General features: G+C 63.2%; 14 protein-coding genes. 3 read left to right on the top strand and 11 right to left on the bottom strand.

The window, feature by feature from the left end; all coding sequences use genetic code 11:
- Positions 1-4: 4 nt before the first annotated feature.
- Together ispF and ispD are read right to left on the bottom strand one after the other, a co-directional pair.
- The gene (ispF, locus tag ACILRC_RS05505) at positions 5-493 is read right to left on the bottom strand and encodes a 2-C-methyl-D-erythritol 2,4-cyclodiphosphate synthase (protein ID WP_395668356.1); all 489 of its coding nucleotides are present in this window, start codon (positions 491-493) and stop codon (positions 5-7) included.
- A complete protein-coding gene (ispD, locus tag ACILRC_RS05500; protein ID WP_395668355.1) occupies positions 490-1,269 on the bottom strand; it encodes a 2-C-methyl-D-erythritol 4-phosphate cytidylyltransferase in 780 nt (259 codons plus the stop codon). The genes ispF and ispD overlap by 4 nt, the downstream gene beginning before the upstream one ends.
- 44 nt (positions 1,270-1,313) lie before the next feature.
- Here ispD and mfd point away from each other — a divergent pair, with 44 nt between their 5' ends.
- Positions 1,314-4,820 (top strand): transcription-repair coupling factor, encoded by a 3,507-nt coding sequence (gene mfd / locus ACILRC_RS05495; protein ID WP_395668354.1) that lies wholly within the window; start codon positions 1,314-1,316, stop codon positions 4,818-4,820.
- An 85-nt stretch (positions 4,821-4,905) separates the two neighbouring features.
- Here the strand turns inward: mfd and ydiK are convergent, their stop codons facing one another.
- The 4 genes from ydiK to ACILRC_RS05475 form a co-directional block, all read right to left on the bottom strand.
- Positions 4,906-6,102: an AI-2E family transporter YdiK gene (gene ydiK, locus ACILRC_RS05490; RefSeq protein WP_395668353.1), complete on the bottom strand. Its 1,197-nt coding sequence runs from the start codon at positions 6,100-6,102 to the stop codon at positions 4,906-4,908.
- Between the two features lie 95 nt (positions 6,103-6,197).
- The gene (locus tag ACILRC_RS05485; protein WP_395668352.1) at positions 6,198-6,524 is read right to left on the bottom strand and encodes a rhodanese-like domain-containing protein; all 327 of its coding nucleotides are present in this window, start codon (positions 6,522-6,524) and stop codon (positions 6,198-6,200) included.
- Between the two features lie 41 nt (positions 6,525-6,565).
- Complete coding sequence (chrA, locus tag ACILRC_RS05480; RefSeq protein WP_395668351.1) at positions 6,566-7,942, bottom strand: chromate efflux transporter; 1,377 nt, start codon at positions 7,940-7,942, stop codon at positions 6,566-6,568.
- A complete protein-coding gene (locus ACILRC_RS05475; RefSeq protein ID WP_395668350.1) occupies positions 7,939-8,874 on the bottom strand; it encodes a chromate resistance protein ChrB domain-containing protein in 936 nt (311 codons plus the stop codon). Before ACILRC_RS05475 ends, chrA begins: the two co-directional genes overlap by 4 nt.
- A 113-nt stretch (positions 8,875-8,987) precedes the next feature.
- Here ACILRC_RS05475 and serB point away from each other — a divergent pair, with 113 nt between their 5' ends.
- On the top strand, positions 8,988-9,704 hold the full coding sequence (serB, locus tag ACILRC_RS05470; protein WP_395668349.1) for a phosphoserine phosphatase SerB: 717 nt from the start codon (positions 8,988-8,990) through the stop codon (positions 9,702-9,704).
- Between the two features lie 200 nt (positions 9,705-9,904).
- Here serB and ACILRC_RS05465 read toward each other — a convergent pair whose 3' ends face one another.
- The 3 genes from ACILRC_RS05465 to ACILRC_RS05455 form a co-directional block, all read right to left on the bottom strand.
- Positions 9,905-10,777, bottom strand: coding sequence for a restriction endonuclease (locus ACILRC_RS05465; protein ID WP_395668348.1), 873 nt, complete (start codon positions 10,775-10,777; stop codon positions 9,905-9,907).
- A 207-nt stretch (positions 10,778-10,984) separates the two neighbouring features.
- On the bottom strand, positions 10,985-11,671 hold the full coding sequence (locus ACILRC_RS05460; protein ID WP_395668347.1) for a DsbA family oxidoreductase: 687 nt from the start codon (positions 11,669-11,671) through the stop codon (positions 10,985-10,987).
- Complete coding sequence (locus ACILRC_RS05455) at positions 11,668-12,867, bottom strand: PLP-dependent aminotransferase family protein (protein ID WP_395668346.1); 1,200 nt, start codon at positions 12,865-12,867, stop codon at positions 11,668-11,670. The genes ACILRC_RS05460 and ACILRC_RS05455 overlap by 4 nt, the downstream gene beginning before the upstream one ends.
- Before the next feature lie 197 nt (positions 12,868-13,064).
- Here ACILRC_RS05455 and nth point away from each other — a divergent pair, with 197 nt between their 5' ends.
- Complete coding sequence (gene nth, locus ACILRC_RS05450; RefSeq protein WP_395668345.1) at positions 13,065-13,703, top strand: endonuclease III; 639 nt, start codon at positions 13,065-13,067, stop codon at positions 13,701-13,703.
- Here the strand turns inward: nth and ACILRC_RS05445 are convergent.
- The gene (locus ACILRC_RS05445; RefSeq protein ID WP_395668344.1) at positions 13,700-14,290 is read right to left on the bottom strand and encodes a histidine phosphatase family protein; all 591 of its coding nucleotides are present in this window, start codon (positions 14,288-14,290) and stop codon (positions 13,700-13,702) included. The genes nth and ACILRC_RS05445 overlap by 4 nt on opposite strands.
- Positions 14,287-15,129 (bottom strand): adenosylcobinamide-GDP ribazoletransferase, encoded by an 843-nt coding sequence (locus ACILRC_RS05440; protein ID WP_395668343.1) that lies wholly within the window; start codon positions 15,127-15,129, stop codon positions 14,287-14,289. The genes ACILRC_RS05445 and ACILRC_RS05440 overlap by 4 nt, the downstream gene beginning before the upstream one ends.
- Positions 15,130-15,134: the final 5 nt, after the last annotated feature.

Here is a 15,134-nt window from a genome sequence, read left to right as displayed (position 1 = left end):
AGTCTCATGCCACTGCGGTACGCATCAACAACACCACCGCCCGGGCCTGCATCGCCAGACCTTCTCCCACCGGACCCAACTTCTCGGCCGTTTTGGCCTTGACGTTCACCTGGTCCACGGGCACCGACAAAATCTCGGCAATTCGTTGGCGCATCGGGAGGATGTACGGGGCCAGCTTGGGCGCCTGAGCGATCACGGTGCTGTCTACATTGCCTATTGCATAGCCTGTGTCCCGCACCAAGGCCGCAGCATGGGCCAGCAATTGCGCCGAGTCCGCGCCGGCAAAGCGCGGGTCGGTATCGGGAAAATGTTTGCCGATGTCGCCCAGGGCCACCGCACCCAACAGCGCGTCGGTGATGGCGTGCAGCAAGGCGTCGGCGTCGGAGTGCCCCAACAACCCTTTGCTGTACGGGATGTGCACCCCACCGAGCATCAATTTGCGCCCCTCCACCAAGGCGTGGATGTCCCAGCCCTCGCCGATGCGAATGTTCATGGTGCGTCTCCCAAAGTTGGCGGCAAGTAAGCTGGCGAGGGCGGCTGCATCGGCGCTGCGCGGGACTGCAGCAACGCATCGGCCAGAGCGAAGTCCGCCGGGTAAGTCACCTTGAAGTTGTGTGCGCTGCCCTCGACCAAGCGCGGCTGGTGGCCCTGCGCTTCCATGGCGCTGGACTCGTCGGTGACGGCATCGCCGGCGGCGCGCAGCGCATCAGTCAGCATGCCAAAGCGGAACATCTGCGGCGTTTGCGCAAGCCACTTGTCGGAGCGGTCCACTGTCTCTGCCACGCGGCCATCGCGCGCGCGCTTGAGGGTGTCGGGCAAGCGCAGCGCCAGCAAGCCACCCACGGCGTCCGTGCGGCATGCAGCAACCAAACTCTGGATCTGCGTGGGCAGGATCAGACAGCGCGCCGCGTCGTGCACCAGCACCCAGTCTTGGTCCTGCGCGCCGTGCGAGCGCAGCGCTTGCAGGCCGTTTAGCACACTCTGCGCTCGGGTGCTGCCGCCGCAATCGGCCACCACGAAGTCACCGCGCTGGCCTTGAAAAAAGGCATCGCCTGGGCTGACCACCACCAGCACACCCGCCAAGTCCGGTACCGCGCAAAACGCCTCCAAGGTGTGAAGCACCAAGGGTTTGCCAGCCACGCTTTGGTACTGCTTGGGCCCCGGTGCACCGGAGCGCGCGCCCGAGCCAGCGCAAGGAATCAGGGCCCATAGGCGAACCGGGATGGGCCCAGGTGTGTCGCTGTCGTCAGTAGCAGTGGGAATGGTCATGCAGGTCCGTTGTAGTAGCGGCCATTCTAAAATCCCGCCCACCCATGGATTTACCCAAACTACAAAGCGGAAAACGCTACACCCTGCCCCGCCCCGTGGGCTCGTCCGACGCCATGCTGCTGGCCCGCCTGGGCCAGCGCGAAAAAGCCAAGCAGCAACCCCTGGCCATCGTCACCGCAGACGCCAGTGACGCCCAACGTTTGTTGCTGGAAATTCCTTTCTTCGCACCCGAGCTGCGCTGCGCCCAGTTCCCGGACTGGGAGACCCTGCCCTACGACACCTTTTCGCCGCACCAAGACCTCATCAGCGAGCGGCTGGCCACGCTGTGGCGCATTTCTCAGCGCGACAAGGACCAGGGCGCCGACGTCATCCTCGTGCCGGGCACCACCGCACTGTACCGGCTGGCGCCGCCTAGTTTTCTGGCCGGAACCACCTTCGAGTTCAAGGCCAAGCAAAAACTCGATGAGGCCAAGCTCAAGGCGCAGCTCACCTTGGCTGGCTACAGCCACGTCACGCAGGTGGTTAGCCCCGGCGAATACGCAGTGCGCGGTGGCCTGATCGACCTGTTTCCCATGGGCAGCGCGGTGCCCTACCGGGTGGACTTGTTCGACGACGAGGTGGACAGCATCCGCACCTTCGACCCCGACAGCCAACGCAGCCTCTACCCCGTGCCGGAAGTTCGCCTGCTGCCCGGGCGTGAGTTCCCGATGGATGACGCGGCCCGTGCGCGCTTTCGCAGCCGCTGGCGCGAACTGCTGGAGGGCGACCCCACCAAGAGCCGCATTTACAAAGACATTGGCAACGGCGTGGCCACGGCTGGCATCGAGTACTACCTGCCCTTGTTTTTTGAGCAAACCGCCACCGTATTCGACTATCTGGGTGCCGGCGCCACCGTGGTACTGCACGGCGATTTGGAGCCGGTGTTCCAGCGCTTTTGGCAAGACACCAAAGACCGCTACCGCCTGGTGCAAGGCGACCCCGAGCGCCCGGCGCTGCCGCCCGAGAGCCTGTTTTTGGGCACCGAGCAGTTTTATGCGCTGGCCAATGGCTACGCCCAGCTGGCACTGCGCCCTGCTGCACCCGACAGCACCGCCACGCCAGACGCGGCAGCGCCCGCGTACGCCGGGCTGGCCAACCTGCCGCCGATGGCGGCGGCACGTGGCACCGATGATCCGCTGGTCTTGCTCAAAGCCCACGCCGGCCGCACGCCACAGCGCATCTTGGTGCTGGCCGAAAGCGAGGGGCGGCGCGAGAGCCTGCTGGACTTTTTGCGCGCCTCGCAGATCCAACCAGTAGGTTTCTCCTCCCTGCTGGAATTCCAGGCCAGCGACGAGAAATGGGGCATTGCCATCGCCGCCCTGACCACCGGCTTTGCGTGGCTGGACGCCGGTATCGACTTGGTCACCGAGACCGAGCTGTTTGCAGCAGGCCCCACCACCCGCAGGCGCAAAAAGCAAGAGCAAGTCAGCGACGTCGAAGCGCTCATCAAAGACCTGTCCGAGCTGAGCCTAGGCGACCCGGTAGTGCACTCCAGCCACGGCATTGGCCGCTACCGGGGCCTGGTCACATTGGACTTGGGCAACAAAGACGCGCAAGGCGCGCCCGAGCTACAAGAGTTTTTGCACCTGGAATACGCCGACCAGGCGACGCTGTATGTGCCGGTGAGCCAGCTACAACTGATTAGCCGCTACACCGGCGTCAGTGCCGAAGAGGCCCCGCTGCACCGCCTGGGCAGCGGCCAGTGGGAAAAAGCCAAGCGAAAAGCCGCCGAGCAGGTGCGCGACTCGGCCGCCGAGCTGCTCAACATCTACGCCCGCCGCGCCGCCCGCGAGGGCCATGCGTTCCGCTACTCGCCCAACGACTACGAAGCTTTTGCCAACGACTTTGGCTTCGAGGAAACCGCCGACCAAAAGGCAGCCATCCACGCGGTCATCCAAGACATGATCAGCCCGCGCCCCATGGACCGGCTGATATGCGGCGACGTAGGTTTTGGCAAGACCGAAGTCGCCTTGCGCGCGGCCTTTGTCGCGGTGACCGGCGGCAAGCAGGTGGCGGTGCTGGCCCCCACCACCCTGCTGGCCGAACAGCACTACCGCACGCTGGTGGACCGCTTTGGCAAATGGCCGTTCAAGGTGGCTGAGATGAGCCGGTTTCGCTCGGGCAAAGAAATCACGGCCGCCCTCAAAGGCGTGGCCGACGGCACCATCGACATCGTGGTGGGCACGCACAAACTGCTGGGCCAAGACACCCGCTTCAAGAACCTGGGCCTGCTCATCATCGACGAGGAGCACCGCTTTGGCGTGCGCCACAAAGAGGCCATGAAAGCCTTGCGCGCCGAGGTCGATGTGCTCACGCTGACGGCCACGCCGATTCCTCGCACCTTGGGCATGGCGCTCGAAGGCCTGCGCGACCTGAGCGTGATTGCCACTGCGCCGCAGCGCCGTCTGGCCATCAAGACCTTTGTGCGCACTGAAGGCACGGGCGTGATCCGCGAGGCGGTGCTGCGTGAACTCAAACGCGGCGGACAGGTGTACTTTTTGCACAACGAGGTCGAGACCATCGAGAACCGCCGCGCCAAACTCGAAGAGTTGCTGCCCGAGGCCCGCATTGCGGTAGCCCACGGCCAGATGCCCGAGCGCCAGCTGGAAGCCGTGATGCGCGACTTTGTGGCCCAGCGCTACAACCTGCTGCTGTGCTCCACCATCATCGAGACCGGCATCGACGTGCCCACGGCCAACACCATCGTGATGAGCCGCGCCGACAAGTTCGGCCTGGCGCAGCTGCACCAGTTGCGCGGGCGCGTGGGGCGCAGCCACCACCAAGCCTATGCCTACCTGATGGTGCCCGACCTGGAGGGGCTCACCAAGCAAGCCCAACAGCGCTTGGACGCGATTGCGCAAATGGAAGAACTGGGTAGCGGCTTCTACCTGGCCATGCACGATCTGGAAATCCGTGGCGCTGGCGAGGTGCTGGGTGAAAACCAGAGCGGCAACATGCTCGAGGTAGGCTTTCAGCTCTATAACGAAATGCTGTCGGAGGCGGTGCGCTGCCTCAAAGCGGGCATCGAGCCTGACCTGCTCAGCCCCTTGAACGCCACCACCGAAATCAACCTGCATGCGCCGGCCCTGCTGCCCGACGATTACTGCGGTGATGTGCACCTGCGACTGTCGTTCTACAAAAAGCTGGCCACCGCCAAAAACACCGACCAGATCGACACCCTGCTAGAAGAAATCGTGGACCGCTTTGGCAAGCTGCCCCCGCAGGCGCAGACCCTGATCGACGTGCACCGGTTGCGCACCATCGCCAAACCCTACGGCGTGGTGAAAGTGGATGCGGCGCCGGGCGTGACCACCATCACCTTCAAAAAGGACCCGCCGATTGACCCCTTGAAAATCATCGGGCTGATCCAGAAGAACAAGCACATCCGACTGGCGGGTAACGAGAAGCTGCGCATCGAGCGCGCGCTGCCAGAGGCCAAGGACCGCGCGCAAATGGTGCGCGACATCTTGCGCAGCCTGGGGCAACCGATCGCTGCGGTGCCAGTCACCTGAAAGCACAGCGCGAAGGCGTTGCGCTGACGTACCTGCTGCTTGGCAGGTGCCCGGTGCGTTGGGCTTCGCGACAAAGTCGTTCTCTTCAAGGCTGCGGTGGCGGCAGCGGCTGCGACGGTGGGGCAGCGTTGGGCAGGGCCGCTTGACTGGCATGGGGCGCCTGGGTCTCTAAGGGCGCTTGGTTTGCCAGCGGCACGGGGATTTGCGGCGGGTGGTCCAGCGCGTCGGCCAGCCATGCCTGCAGCAGCTTGTAGGCCACTGCCAACAGCACCGGCCCCACGAAGATGCCGATCAGGCCCATGCTGAACATGCCACCAATCACCCCGGCAAATATCAGTAGCAGCGGCAGGTCTGCGCCCTTGCGGATCAGCATGGGGCGCAAAAAGTTGTCCATGGTGCTGACGAACAGGCTCCACACCAGCAAGGCCGTGGCCCAGCCGGTGTCGCCCGACCAGTACATCCAGCCCACCGCTGGAAACAGCACCAGCGCAGGGCCAATCTGGGCGATGCAAAACATCAGCGCCAGCGCCGACAACAGCGACGCAAACGGCACCCCCGCCACGGCCAGACCGACACCGGCCAGCAGCGCTTGCACCATGGCGGTAACACCCACACCCAGCGCCACACCACGAATCGCCTGGCCGGCCAAAACGACAGCGCCCTCGCCTTGCATGCCCGCGATGCGCTGGCCGCAGCGGCGCGCCAAGGTGGCAGCGGCCTCGCCCTGGACATACAGCACCGCCGCAATCACTACCACCATCAAAAACTGCACCAGCATGTAGCCCAGGCCACCGACCTGCGCCACGGCCCACTGCCCGGCCTGTCGGGCATAAGGCATGGCGTGGCTGAGCAGACCTTCGGGCCCACCATCGGCAATTTGGTTCCACCACAGCGCCAGCTTGCCACCCACCACCGGGATGGCCAGCACCGCGCTAGGCGCCTGCGGCAACCCGGATTCACGCAGGCTTTGCACCAAGCCCACCACGCCCTGGGCGTGGTCTGCAATCGTGCCCACGGCCAGGGTGAGCGGCACGACCAGCAGCATCACCAAACCCAACGACATGGTGGCAGCCGCCAAGCCGCGCCGCCCCTTCAAGCGGCGCTGCAGCGCCAACATCAATGGCCAGGTGGCCACCACAATCATCGTGGCCCAAACTGCCGAGGCCAAGAACGGCAGCAGCACCCAAAACGTGGACGCTAGCAACACCAAAATGCACAGCACAGCCAGCGTGGTTCGGGTCAGGTCGCGGCGAATGTCGGTCATAGGGTTTGGGTCATGCATATCGGAAATTCGATGCTAACTGAGAAGCCCATATCGCTTGGCCAATCGTGGAGTCGCCTGGGCCCAAACCCGCAGGCAGCCGCTGGAGCCAACCCTCAGCGTGTGGCCATCACGGGTTGGCCTGCCTCTTGCCACTGCGCGAAGCCACCTTGCAGGTAGCGCGCGTCTTGGCCCATCGCGCACATGGCCGCGGTCAGGCCTTGGCTGATTTCGCGTCCGTGTGCACAAAAAAGCACCACGGGCCCAGGCTGGGCCGCGAGCTCGTCCTTCCAGTCCAGCCACAGAGCCGGGTCACGCCAGATGGCGCCCGGGATGGCAAGGCCGGACGCTTCGCGCGCGCTGTGTCGGCGAACATCAACCAAAAGCGGGCGGTGGGATCCGTCTAGTTGGCCAGACAGGGTGGCGACATCGATAGCGGGCATGGCAATCTCCAAAAGGGTTTACACAACACAAGCCAAACAACTCACACCAGCTTGACCACCCAACCCAACACCGCGCAGGCCGCAATCACCTGAATCACGCCGCGCTTGTAGCGCAGCAGCGCTACGGCGGCACCCAGTGCGATCAGCGCCGAGACGGCATCGAAGCTGCCACCAAAGCCGGTGGGCCACAGCACGTGGTAAGCAAAGAAAAAGGCCAGGTTCACGATCACACCCACCACGGCTGCAGTAATGGCGGTCAGTGGCGCAGTGAACTTCAGGTTGCCGTGCGTGCTTTCCACCCACGGGCCGCCGGCCAGGATGAACAAGAACGAGGGCAAAAAAGTGAACCAAGTCACCAAACAGGCTGCCACTACCCCGGCCAAAAAAAGCGCGTCGGGGCCGAACAGGGCTTTGACGTAGCCGCCCACAAAGCCCACAAACGCCACGACCATGATGAGCGGCCCGGGCGTGGTCTCGCCCAGCGCCAGGCCGTCGATCATTTGCGTGGGCGTTACCCAACCGTAGTGGCTGACTGCGCCCTGGTACACATAGGGCAGCACCGCGTACGCGCCACCAAAGGTCAATAGCGCGGCCTTGGTGAAGAACCAGGCCATCTGCGGCAGCGGGTGCTGCCAGCCGTAGTTGGCAGTGAGCAAGGCCATGGGCACAGTCCACAGCACAGCACCCGCCAGCACGATCTTGGCCAAGCGGCCCCAGCTGAAGATGGCATGCGCGGGCGTAGGCGTGTGGTCGTCGATCACCGCCGGGCCGTACGATGCGCCAGCCTTGCCGTGGCCGCCCCCGACGGTGAAGGCGTGTGGCTGCAGCCGCCCGCCCACATAGCCCAGTGCCGCCGCCACCGCCACGATGGCCGGGAAAGGCACCTGCAGCGCAAAAATCGCCACGAAGGCCGCCGCCGCAACGCCCCACAACCAGCGGTTCTTGAGAACGCGTGACCCCATGCGGTGGGCCGCCTGCACCACGATGGCCGTCACCGCTGGCTTGATGCCGTACAACAGGCCCGCCACCAGCGGCGTGTCGCCCAAAGCGATGTAGGCCCAGGACAGCAACACCAAAATCACCAGCGAAGGCAGCACAAACAACACCCCGGCCACGATGCCGCCCCAGGTTTTGTGCAGTAGCCAACCCAGGTAAATGGCCAGTTGTTGCGCCTCAGGCCCGGGCAAGAGCATGCAGTAGTTGAGCGCATGCAAGAACCGCCGCTCAGAAATCCAGCGCCGCCGCTCCACCAGCTCCTGGTGCAGGATGGCAATCTGCCCCGCAGGCCCACCAAAGCTGATGAAACCCAGCTTGAGCCAGAACGCAAACGCACTCCAAAAGCGCACGGGTTGCGGGGCGTCAACGTGGGTTGGACTGGGCGTCGCAGGGTCTTGCTGGCTTGCAGGGTGCGCGTTCATGGCGGGGTCTTTTTGTAGTGCATGAGGATGCCGTCGAACACGGTGGACGCTGCGGCGAGCAATTGGTCATCGTCGTGCATGCTCTCTCGCATGCCGTTCAAAACGCCCTCCACGCCCGCCGCCTCGGGGGGTTGAGCGCCGCCTGCATCGAGGTAGTGCACCAGCAGCCCCATCTGGGCGATGCCCGCTTGGTCTTGGAGACCAAAACTTGCCGCCAGCACCTCAAAGGTGACGCGACCCTCCACGTGGCTGAAGGTCGCGCCATCAAAATCAAACCCCAGCGCGTGCGGGGGGCACTCTGCGGGGCTGGCTAGCCAGAGGAACTGGGCCTTAGGGTCGATGAACCGCTGAATCAACCACGCGCTGGCCAGCCGGTCAACCCAAGGCCGCGCCCGCGTGGCCCACACCCTGCCCTGGTACGCAGCAGCGTTCAAGCGCTCGGTGCGCCCCTGGCGGAAGCGGGGTTCGTCGGGCGAAACGATGCGCGCGCAGGCCAGCTCCAACTCGCGCAGTGCGGCATCGGCCTGGCGTTGGGGTTCGGCGGGAAAAAAGTCGGTCGCGGCAAGGGTGGCAAACGCCTTGCGCAGTTTGCGCGCCTGCCGCAAAGCGTCTTGCACCGTATCAACCGTCAGCCGCCGATGGCAGGCGCCGGTGTCGGACAGCAGGGCCGCGAACTCGTCGCACCGGTCGAACAAGGCCACAAAGTTGTCACCCTCTGTCTCTTCAACCCGCAGCACATGGGCGCTGCCACCGCCATCACGCACCTCGGCGGCAAGGCCATCGAGCGTGGCCCGGCAACTGTCACGCTCCGGCATAAGGTACACGCCATCCCGAAGCACCGCTGCGCCCGAGGCCTTGAGGGCCCGCCAAGCGCGCTGGCGCAGGGTTGCGTTCTCGGTAGGCAGTGATGTAACCAGTGAAAGCCATTGCATAGTGACTTGAAGTCTACATATATGTAGAAATCATTACAAGCATTTTCCATCTACCCCGATTCGGGGCTAGCGCACCGAATACGATTGGGGTGCCACCAACTCCGTGCCACGCCATGCCCGAACTTGAAACATCCCCCGGCCTCGTACTCCAAGGCATCACCCCCCCGCTGCGGCTGCGCGACTTCAAGCTGATCGCTTTTGACATGGACTCGACGCTCATCAACATCGAATGCGTGGACGAAATTGCGGATGCTGCGGGCCGCAAAGCCGAGGTGGCCGCCATCACCGAAGCCGCCATGCGCGGCGAAATTGCCGACTACAAAGACAGCCTGCGCCGCCGCGTGGCGCTACTCCAAGGCGTGTCGGTGGACAGCATGCAGGCGGTGTACGACCAGCGGCTACAACTCAACCCCGGCGCGCAGACGCTGGTGGATGCGTGCAAAGCAGCGGGCCTGAAAACGCTGTTGGTCAGCGGCGGATTCACCTTCTTTACCGACCGCATCCGCGCGCGCCTGGGCATCGACTTCGCCCGCTCCAACGTGCTGGGTGTGCACAACGGCCTGCTCACTGGCGCGATGGTGGACCAATGCTGGGGCGACATTTGCGATGGCGCCGAGAAGCGCCGCACCCTGCTGGAGGTGGCCAGCCTGCTGGGCGTTGCCCCAGAACAAACCATTGCCGTGGGCGACGGCGCCAACGACCTGCCGATGATGGGAGTCGCTGGCCTGTCCGTGGCCTACCAAGCCAAACCCGCTGTGCGGGAGAAGGCGATGGTGGCGATTAATGACGGGGGGTTGGATCGGGTGTTGGAGGTGGTGGGGGTGGGATGAGAGCCCATGCCTACACCTTGGGGGGGAGCCGTCGGATGTGAGTTGCGCACAGTGCCGCATGTAGCCCGAACGTGTACCAATTTCCATGGAATATCGACACGTTCTGGGCACATGTCGTCTTTGGCGACATTAATCACACCAAATGTCTAAAAAGCACTGCTTGATAACGACTGAACCCTGCTCATAAGTATCGAATTTTGTCAGACTTCTCCGATTTCAAAGAAGTCTGAATCGATAGTTTTCACCTCGTAAGATCGCTTCGTCTGAACGCCGACATCGTATTTATACATCAATTCAACCAGCCGCAGACCATCAATCAATATTATCTTATGGTGAGCATCCTTTGCCTTTTTCTTCGCACTTTCTGAATAATCCGTTGTCGTAACAAATATTCCCTTTGTCGTATCACCACTCATCGCCCCGATAAAATTTCTGATGTCGGTTTCTTGCACTTTGTTTTCGGTAAAGCGCTTCGCCTGAATGTATATCTTTTCAAGTCCAAGCTTGTCTTCGTTAATCACACCGTCAATTCCACCATCTCGCGACTTTGACGTTTCCAAATACTCTCCGTATCCCATTTTACTCAGCAAAATCAAAACAACCTTTTCAAAGGCATACGGATCGTAGCCCTTCAACCTTTCCAGCAACTCGCTCTTTACACTTTGCTCAATTTGTTCAATGCCACTATCAATCAAATCCTGCGGGCTCAATGTAGATATTGGCCTCTCTGCGGACAACTTTTCAGGTGAATAGAAGCTGATTACGTCAGATGTAACGCCTTCCAAAGTCACTGACTCTTTGATCGCCTGCCTTCCCTTCTCGGTAATTTGGACTTGCCCGCGCGCTGGGTACTCAACCATTCCACCTTTTTTCAAATAAGACTTTCCCCATGCAATTCTGTTTGCAATCAAGCGCTCACCACTTTTTGTAAGTTGGTCAAGCAATTCTTGTGGCAATGAAGAATAATACTTTTCTTCAACAAGCTCCAATAGCTTTCGAGAAGTGACAACTTTGCCATCACCAAGAACATTCAAAATTGGTACAAAAGTTTCATTGAATTTTGGTAATTCCAATTTAACACTCCCATATTGTTGTCAGAATTCGCGTGCCAAAGTTGACACCCAATACATCAACTACTTAATCAGAATCCAGATGTAAGCGCCAAAATGCCAAAATGACCATTCCATGTTTAAAGCTGCGTGTTTATCTCGGGATCAAGATTTTCGCTTCTTTGTATTCGCAATAAATCACTGCCAGCGCGGCGTAACCTTGATTGGTAGCTAGCCCCCACCCATCTCCCCCACCAGCCCCCTTAACGCCCGCTCAAACACTTCCGGCGGCTGGCCGCCTGAAATCAAATGCCGTTCGTTCAGGATGATGGCGGGCACCGACTGGATGCCGCTGCGGCGGTAGAAGTCTTGCTCGGCGCGCACGGCATCGGCGTAGTCGTCTCCCGCCAGAATGGCTTGGGCGCGCGCTGGGTTCAGGCCCACCGATTGCGCCAAGCGCAGCAGCACCTGCGCATCGCTGGGGTTTTCGCCATCGGTGAAATACGCGCGCAGCAGGGCCGACTTGAGGGCGTGCTGCTTGCCTTCCAGGTGCGCCCAGTGCAGCAGGCGGTGGGCGTCAAAGGTGTTGTAGGTGCGCTGGCGCTTGTCCATGGCAAATTCAAAGCCCACTGCTTCGCCGCGCTGGCGGATGGTTTCGCGCATCTGCGCTTGCTGCTGCGGGGTGGAGCCGTACTTGTGTTGCAGGTACTCGCCAATGTCTTCCCCCTGCGGGCCCATGTCTGGGTTGAGTTGGAACGGCCTGAATACCAGCGTGGCTTGCACCGCAGGTCCCAGGCGCTCCAGCGCAATTTCCAAAGAGCGCAGGCCCACGGCGCACCAGGGGCAGACCACGTCGGAGACAAAGTCGATCTGGATGGTGGCCTGCGCGCCGGGCTGACTGGGCAGCGCGGCGCTCACAGCGCCTGCCCCAAGCGCTGCATGCCTTCGCGAATCTTGGCAAGGTCAGAGGTGGCAAAACTCAGGCGGAAGGTGGCGTGGTCGGGCTGCTCGCAATAGAACGGCGCGCCGGGCACAAAGGCCACCAGCTTGTCGATGGCGCGCTTGGCAAACGCGGCGGCGTCGGGGCCAGCAACCGCGTTGCCACTGCCCTCGCCCGTCAACCGCGCCCAGAAGAACATGCCCCCTTGCGGCGCGTTGAACGACACCGCATCACCCAGCTCCTGGCGCAGGCACTGCGCCATCACCCCGGCGCGCTCCGCGTAGGTGCGGCGCACGTTGGCCAGTGCCGCGTCCAGGCGGTTGAGGCCCAGGTAGTGGGCGGCCGTGGCTTGGGTGAGGTTGCTGGTGTGGGCGTCGCTGAATTGCTTGCACATGGTGGCGCGCGCCAGCAACGGTGCGGGCGCAATCATCCAGCCCACGCGCAGACCGGGGCTCAGCACCTTGCTAAGCGAACCGCAGTGCACCAGCCAATCGCGGTTGCCGGGCACGCTGTCGCTCAGGGCCAGCATGCTGGGCGGCGGCGCTTGGTCAAAGTACAGCTCACCATACGGGTCGTCTTCCACCACGATGGTGCCGGTGCGCACCGCCAACTCCAAAATGCGCTTGCGCCGCGCCAGGCTCAGGGTGGCGCCGCTGGGGTTGCCAAAGGTGGGGATCAAGTAAACCAGCTTGGGGCGGTGTTCTGCAATGAGTTGCTCCAGCCGGTCGACGTCCACGCCGTCGGCGTCAATCGGCGCGCCGATCAGGTGCGCGCCGTAAAGGCGAAAGCATTGGATGGTGGCCAAAAACGTGGGCGACTCCACGATGACCTTGTCGCCGGGCGAGATCAGCGTTTTGCCCACCAAATCCAGCGCCTGCTGGCTGCCGGTGGTCACGATCAGCCCCTCGGGCGGCACGGTGGCCCCTTTGGCCGCCATGAACTGCGACAGCGCCTCGCGCAGCGGGCCGTAGCCCTCGGTCGCGCCGTACTGCAACACCGCACTGCTCTGGGTCCGCAGCACCGCTGCCGTAGACTCGGCGATGCCCTCCACATCGAACAGCGCCGGGTCCGGAAAACCGCCCGCAAAACTGATGATGCCGGGCTTGCCCAAGAGCTTAAACAACTCACGGATGGCGGAGGTTTCGATGGCGTTGAGGCGGTCGGCAAATTGCATGGTCAAGAACCTGTGGTGGATGGCGCTGGAGTGGTGTGAGCGGGAGGGCAAATTGTGACTGAAACACGGCGGCCGCCTTCTGCCCTGGCCCTGTGGAGCGACCTGCCGCACCACAACAGCAGGCGCCCCCGCGTCCACGTTGCGGGCCCCGCCTGTCCACAATCAGGCAGCATCGACTGCACTGAAAGCGAGCCAACATGAAACCCACAGACATCCAGCAATTTTTTTCTACCCTGCACGCGGCCAACCCGCATCCGCAAACCGAGCTGAAGTACGCCTCGGTGTTTGAGTTGTTGGCAGCCGTTTTGTTGTCAGCGCAGGCTACCGACGTGGGCGTCAACAAAGCCACCCGGCGCCTCTTTGCGGTGGCCAACACGCCGCAAAAAATGTTGGCGCTGGGCCTGCCGGGGCTGGAGGCGCACATCAGCAGCATTGGCCTGTTTCGCGGCAAAGCCAAGCACCTGCTACAGACCTGCCAGATTTTGGTGGAGCAGCACGGCGGCGAGGTGCCCCGCACCCGCGAGGCCTTGGAGGCCCTGCCCGGCGTGGGGCGCAAGACGGCCAATGTGGTGCTCAACGTGGCTTTTGGCGAGCCCACCATGGCGGTGGACACGCATGTGTTCCGTCTGGGCAACCGCACCAGCCTGGCACCGGGGCGCACGCCGCAGGCAGTAGAGGACAAGCTGCTGCGGCGCATCCCCGCGCCCTTTCTTGCCGACGCCCACCACTGGTTGATCTTGCACGGCCGCTACGTGTGCAAAGCACGTACCCCGCTGTGCTGGCAGTGCGCGGTGGCGCCGCAATGCGGCTACCGAGACAAGACGCCGGCGCCTTAACTGACCGGGGGTTGGGGTGGTGCACCGCGCCCGTTGGGCTCCAGCACCGTCCACTGGCCGTAGCCGGGCGCATCGTGCGGCCATGCGTCGGCATGCACAACCTGCCGAACCCCCGTGGCGATGAGCTGCGCCGCGCGGATGACGCCCGCATGGGTGATCCACAGTTGCTGCGGATGCACAGGTGCCCTGCGCAGCGCCTCGTCCCAGGCCTGTGCCACCCGCGCCAGCATTGCGTTGGCAGACTCTTGTCCGCCAAAGCGGTGCGCGCCAAAGTCCTCGGTCCACGCGTCCACCGCAGCCTTTGGGATGTCGGACCACAGCGCACCCTCCCACACGCCAAAGTGCATCTCAGCCAGCCGGGGGTCGCTGTGCAGCCGCAAATCGGGGCGCAGGCGGTGCAGCGCATGGGCCAGTTGCTGGCAGCGCAGCAAGGGCGAAGCCACTACCCACGCGCCATGGGGCACAGCCTGCGCCAGGGCTTGCGCGGCGGCGTGGGTGGCCTGTGCGTCGGCAGCGACATCAAGCGCGCCATAGCAAGTGCCCGGCGCAACCAGCGGCTCGGCGTGGCGTGCCAGCCAGAGCTTCATATTCCGGCGCCCCAGCCCAACGCCAAACCCAGGTAGAACGCCAATTCGCACACCTGCTGGGTGGCGCCCAAACAGTCGCCGGTAAAGCCTTGCAGCCGCTTGCGAAACCAGCGCCACATCCACACAAACGCCAGCGCGCTGCACGCCAGCGCCGCGCCCAGGGCAGCCCACGGTGGCGCGGTAGACGGTGGCGGCAGCAGCGCATGCAAGCTGGCCCACACCGCCACGGCCACTGCGCACCACAGCAGCGCTGCGGCCAGCGCGCCCGCGCTGATTTGGTCGGCCAGCGGTTTGGATTTGGAGCCCGCCACATCGCCCACATGCGGCAACAGCGCAATCAACAACAGCGGCCAGGTGCGCGACACCACATGCCCCAGCAACAAGCCGGTCAACAAAGCCGACGCGCCCAAGGCCACCAACTGGGCCACCAGCGCCACTTTGGTGAGCAAAGCCAGGGCCACCGCAATCGCACCGAAGGCCCCTACGCGCGAGTCCTTCATGATCTCCAGTGCACGGTTGCGGTCGTAGGAGCCACCCAGGCCATCGGCCACATCGGCCAAGCCATCTTCGTGGAACGCGCCGGTCAGCAAGATGCCCGCCGCCGTGCCCAAGGCAGCGACCACCAGCGGCGCATAAAAGTTCTGCGGCAAAGCCCACCAGAGCACCACGCTCAGCGCCGCCACCAGCGCCCCCACCAAGCAACCCACGCCGGGAAAATGCGCCGCACTGGCGCGCAGCATGGCCGGGCTGAAACCCACCCACTGCGCCAACGCACCGGTGATCGGAATGCGGGTGAAAAACTGCACCGCGATCAGGTAGTGTCGAACGAACTGCAGCATGGCGC

The sequence above is a fragment of the Rhodoferax sp. genome, from assembly GCF_044236835.1.
Classification (GTDB): domain Bacteria; phylum Pseudomonadota; class Gammaproteobacteria; order Burkholderiales; family Burkholderiaceae_C; genus Allorhodoferax.
The sequence above is the reverse complement of the archived record's forward strand: the minus strand, read 5'-3'. Positions and strand labels throughout refer to the sequence as shown.

Excerpts from the sequence above, each read along its gene's own strand:
- ispF (WP_395668356.1), bottom strand. The coding sequence starts at position 493 with ATGAACATTCGCATCGGCGAGGGCTGGGACATCCACGCCTTGGTGGAG.
- ispD (WP_395668355.1), bottom strand. The coding sequence starts at position 1,269 with ATGACCATTCCCACTGCTACTGACGACAGCGACACACCTGGGCCCATC.
- mfd (WP_395668354.1), top strand. The coding sequence starts at position 1,314 with ATGGATTTACCCAAACTACAAAGCGGAAAACGCTACACCCTGCCCCGC.
- ydiK (WP_395668353.1), bottom strand. The coding sequence starts at position 6,102 with ATGCATGACCCAAACCCTATGACCGACATTCGCCGCGACCTGACCCGA.
- ACILRC_RS05485 (WP_395668352.1), bottom strand. The coding sequence starts at position 6,524 with ATGCCCGCTATCGATGTCGCCACCCTGTCTGGCCAACTAGACGGATCC.
- chrA (WP_395668351.1), bottom strand. The coding sequence starts at position 7,942 with ATGAACGCGCACCCTGCAAGCCAGCAAGACCCTGCGACGCCCAGTCCA.
- ACILRC_RS05475 (WP_395668350.1), bottom strand. The coding sequence starts at position 8,874 with ATGCAATGGCTTTCACTGGTTACATCACTGCCTACCGAGAACGCAACC.
- serB (WP_395668349.1), top strand. The coding sequence starts at position 8,988 with ATGCCCGAACTTGAAACATCCCCCGGCCTCGTACTCCAAGGCATCACC.
- ACILRC_RS05455 (WP_395668346.1), bottom strand. The coding sequence starts at position 12,867 with ATGCAATTTGCCGACCGCCTCAACGCCATCGAAACCTCCGCCATCCGT.
- nth (WP_395668345.1), top strand. The coding sequence starts at position 13,065 with ATGAAACCCACAGACATCCAGCAATTTTTTTCTACCCTGCACGCGGCC.
- ACILRC_RS05445 (WP_395668344.1), bottom strand. The coding sequence starts at position 14,290 with ATGAAGCTCTGGCTGGCACGCCACGCCGAGCCGCTGGTTGCGCCGGGC.
- ACILRC_RS05440 (WP_395668343.1), bottom strand. The coding sequence starts at position 15,129 with ATGCTGCAGTTCGTTCGACACTACCTGATCGCGGTGCAGTTTTTCACC.